Genomic DNA, 4,088 nt, shown 5'->3' with positions numbered 1-4,088 from the left:
CGGATGCGATGAAAGTCGCACGTCCGGTTCGGCGAGCGGCCTGGGGAAACGGACCGGTAGCAACACCGAAACCGCGCCCCAGGCCGACTCAACATGGAGGTCACGACCCGGCGGGTCCACATCCTCGGCGTCACCGCCCACCCGACCGCCGCCTGGACCACCCGGCAGGCCCGCAACCTGGTGCTGGACCTCGGTGAACGCGCGATACGGTTCCGGTTTCTGATCCGAGACCGCGACGCCAAGTTCACCGCGTCGTTCGACGCCGTGTTCGCTGCCGAAGGCATCGACGTGGTGAAGACCCCGCCACGCACACCCAGGGCGAACGCGTTCGCGGAACGCTTCGTGCGCAGCATCCGGGCCGAGTGTACCGACCGGGTCCTGATCTACAACGAACAGCACGCCCGCACGGTGGTACGCGACTACGAGGACCACTTCAGCCGGCATCGGCCGCACTAGAGCCTGGACCAGCATCCACCCGACTACGATCCCGGCGTGGTCGTCGCGATCGACAAGCCGATCCGGCGACACCGCGTCCTGGGCGGCGTGATCAACGAGTATCACCGGGCAGCTTGATCCACCCGACAAATCCGCAGCTCACACCCTGAAACACAGTTTTGGCACGGTACAGGATCAGATGCGATGGCAGGGACCGGTCGGTGCCTTCGGCTGGGGCTTCCGGGTCATAGCGGGGCGTTTGTCATCGAATCTGATCCGGATTTCTGGCTGGTTGCGAGATGCAACGCAATGCCCGGCGTGCCGCGCAGCGCTCACGGACGCAGCGCGACGGCCCGCAGGGCGATGTCGACGGAGGCGTGGAGGTCTTCGCGGCTCGCACCGGCCGCGGCATGGACCGCGTGACCCTCGCTGAGCGCCATCATGAACCGGGCCAGCGCCCGGGCGTCCACACCGGCCGGAAGGTCACCTTCCCGCGCCGCACGGGACAGCCGATCGGCGATGGCGGACTCTGTGGCCGCCCGGCCGGCAGCCAGGATTTGGGCGATCTGGGTGCTCTCCGGCGAGCACGCGAGACTGCCCTGGATGGAGAGGCAGCCGGCAGGTGGTCGCCGGCGGACGACGGATCGCGCCACGGCACCACCACTGTCACGATCCGCAATGCGGGACCGGCCGCCGCGCAGTACGTCTGGTTGTCACTGGAACTCGGCGAAAACGTGCGCCACGAGGGCGACGGCTGGTCGGGCTGTGTGGAGGCGAACTCGCGGATCTGGACGTGGTCGGCGAGGCCGGCCTCGGCGAGCCGCGGTCACCCCGATTTCGAAGGGCTCGGCACTCTCCTCGCCACCCTCACGGGCAGCTGAGTAACGACGCCGCAGGCTTCGCTTCCCGCTACGGACCGCTCGGTCGTTGGGCGCACGAAAATGACTCAATGTGGTTACCCGAGGACCCGGACGAAGCCGGGCCCTCGGGTCGTGTGTTGTTCAGCAGCCGGTCCAGCGCACCGCTCGTACCCCACCGGGGATCCTGGGATTGTGGAAGCCGATGACGGTTGCGTTGTCAGCGATGGCGCGGCCGCCGATGATGTGGTCCGGGCTGGGTGGCGGAAGGGTCACCACGGTGTTGCCGCGCTGGAGCACGTCCCCGGCCAGCACCATGCCTTGCGTGTTGACGTCGGTCGGGCTGCTGCCGAGGGAGGGGGCGAGCACGGTGAGGCGGCCGGTGCGCAGGTCCCACCGCAGCCCGACGGGCGTGCCGGCCTGGTAGCCCTGGCCGACCGCCCAGTGCCCGGCCGCCGCGTGCACGGACGTTCCCACGGCGCCGTCGGGGCCGGTCAGGGAACGCAGCACGCCGTGCGGAGTGCGCAGCCACGAGGTCGGCTCGAGAAGGCCGCCGGAGGAGCCGACGATGGTGCCGTCGTCGGTGAGACCGATCAGCACCGAATCCGTGGACGGGGTGTTGATGACCCGGACGGTGCCGGGTCTGTCGGCGAGCCACATCATGCCGTACCGCTGGCCGGCGGGGGTCAGGCCGACCCCGGCGATGTCGCCGCGGGTGTTGATCGCCACGACGGTGGTCTGGTCGGCGGGGTCGATCACGGGCAGTAGGGTGCCGACGCCGTGGCTGTACCGCCACGGCGTCGACAGCAGGCCGGTGGAGCCGTTGCCGATGACCACGCCGTTGCGGTTGACGTCGACCGGGGTCCCGCCGAGGACCGGCGCGTCGAAGGTGGTCAACTGGTCACGGTCCCACAGCAGCAGCGGGTACGTGTCGGTGCCGCGGCGCACGATCGCCGAGCCGACGATGAACCGGCCCGACGGATCGATCGCAGCTGCGTCGCTGCGGTAGGTGTCGGCCGGTACCGGCAGTGTCTGCATGGCGCAGGTCGTAGTCGCCGTGGCGGCGGCCGGCGCCGCCGATGCCGTGGCGACGGTTCCAGACGCCAGCGCGACACCGGCGGCCGCGGCGCCGACCGCGCAGAGCATGCCCCGTCGCGAGATTGTGTTCATTGATACCTCCCGTGATGTGCCCGGTGTCGGGCTCTGGTCAACTGCGGGTAACACCCCCGGCAGGCCAGAACGGTTTCAGTCAGGAAAGTGTCAGCAGCGACCGCGAATTCGACTGCAACCGTCCTGGGTGATCGCGCGTGTAGTCGACGTTCGAGCGGGCTCCGGCAGTCCCGGGAGGACGGGTGTCCGTGCCCGTGGCATTCACTGGCCGCGGACACAGCTGCTCAGTCGTCCTCATCGCCCCCAGCGGGAATCGCAACGCCAACTGGTCCCGCGTCGCGGCGGGCGCCGCAGTGGTCCTCATCGCCCCCGCGGGGATCGCACACCTTCGATGGCATCACGCACCCTGGACGGCAGCCGCCCGTTGTCATGCAACGTCTCCCACACCGGGTCGTCCGCGTCCACCGGACCGGCCGGGACACCCGCCACGAGCGTCCGCACGTCGAACTGGGTCAGCCACGGCAGATCCAGTTCGTCAGGCACCCAATCGCCCTGCGCCACCAGGTCACTCCTTCGGCGACCATGAACAGCGAGATGCCCATCACAGATGATTGCCCGTCGCCGGTGGGCAACCCGCTGCCCAGCAGCGGCGGTGGCCGGTTCGCGACAGCGGCCGGCGGGCCCTCGCCCGACAATCGGATCATGCAACGACGGGTGTGGGCCACGGCGGGCGGGCTGCTGCTCGCCACCGCGGCGACCTGGCTGGTGGTCGGGGTCGCGGCGGCCCTGAGCACCACCCTGTGGTGGATCATCGCGGCGGTGCCGATGCTGGGCCTGCTGTTCGCGCCGTTCTCACTGGCCCGCTTCAGCGGCGGCCGGACGTGGCCGAGCTGGGTGGCCTTCCCATTCACGCTCGCGCTGATGCTCACCGCGTACGCGGTGCCCGGCGACTGGTACCTGCGCGAGGCCGGTACCCGGGTCACCGCCACCGTGCAGGACGCGTCGTGCATGCAGACCAAGGAGGGCCGCTGCCTGTACGCGTACACCCTCACCGGCCCGGAGGGCGCCGAGCTGCCGGGCGACTTCCGTGACACGGCGCAGTACCCGGTAGGCAGCGCCGTCGACGTGGTGACCGACCCGCGCGGTTACCTCGGCCCGCGGCTCGCCGTGGACCTGCAGACCCGCGCGTTCGAGATCGCGGCGCTGGTGGCGTACGCCGGTTTCGCCGCAGCGACCGCCGCCGCCGTCCTGGTAGGGCGCCGGCCGCTGGCACCGCCCGCGAAGCAGCCCCGCCGCCGCAAGAACCCCGCGACCGCCTGACCCCGCTCAGCCGGTCCGATCGGTGTTCGTCGTCGCGTTCGGTGCCGGGAAACGCCACAGCTCCGAAGTCCTTGCCCTCCCGTGCGCCGGAGGTGACCAGTTCGCCGTACGCCGAGTCGTTCATGGACTCGAAGGCGCAACCACCTGTGGCGAGCTTCTTTGTCGCCGCGTCCCAGGTCAACGTGCCGGCTTCGGGATCGGCGTAGGCGAGGATGTCGCCGAAGGTCCGCAGCGCTGTCCGCACCTGCGCGCTGCGCCAGTTGAGGCGGTCGCATGATCGCGCCGCCCACGATGGCCATCACGAGGCCGGCGGCGCCGAACTTGGTCGCCGGACCGAGCCCTTTGAGGGCCACGCCGTAGATCGTC

5 protein-coding genes are annotated in these 4,088 nt (G+C 70.2%); 3 read left to right on the top strand and 2 right to left on the bottom strand.

The window, feature by feature from the left end; all coding sequences use genetic code 11:
• Positions 1-93: 93 nt before the first annotated feature.
• Together AB0H83_RS51545 and AB0H83_RS51540 are read left to right on the top strand one after the other, a co-directional pair.
• Positions 94-456, top strand: a complete 363-nt coding sequence (locus tag AB0H83_RS51545; protein WP_360111320.1) for an integrase core domain-containing protein — start codon at positions 94-96, stop codon at positions 454-456.
• Positions 457-734: 278 nt separating this feature from the next.
• Positions 735-1,316: a hypothetical protein gene (locus AB0H83_RS51540; RefSeq protein WP_360111318.1), complete on the top strand. Its 582-nt coding sequence runs from the start codon at positions 735-737 to the stop codon at positions 1,314-1,316.
• Between the two features lie 120 nt (positions 1,317-1,436).
• Here the strand turns inward: AB0H83_RS51540 and AB0H83_RS51535 are convergent, their stop codons facing one another.
• Positions 1,437-2,330 carry a hypothetical protein gene (locus AB0H83_RS51535; RefSeq protein ID WP_360111315.1) on the bottom strand — a complete coding sequence of 298 codons (894 nt, stop codon included), beginning with the start codon at positions 2,328-2,330 and terminating at the stop codon, positions 1,437-1,439.
• A gap of 432 nt (positions 2,331-2,762) precedes the next feature.
• Positions 2,763-2,963, bottom strand: a complete 201-nt coding sequence (locus AB0H83_RS51530) for a hypothetical protein (RefSeq protein ID WP_360111312.1) — start codon at positions 2,961-2,963, stop codon at positions 2,763-2,765.
• 141 nt (positions 2,964-3,104) lie between these two features.
• Here AB0H83_RS51530 and AB0H83_RS51525 point away from each other — a divergent pair, with 141 nt between their 5' ends.
• Complete coding sequence (locus AB0H83_RS51525) at positions 3,105-3,722, top strand: hypothetical protein (RefSeq protein ID WP_360111309.1); 618 nt, start codon at positions 3,105-3,107, stop codon at positions 3,720-3,722.
• Positions 3,723-4,088: the final 366 nt, after the last annotated feature.

Origin of the sequence: Dactylosporangium sp. NPDC050688 (assembly GCF_040654515.1) — a bacterium.
Lineage (GTDB): Bacteria > Actinomycetota > Actinomycetes > Mycobacteriales > Micromonosporaceae > Dactylosporangium.
Note: the sequence above shows the minus strand (reverse complement) of the source record. Positions and strands in the feature narration are given on the sequence as shown.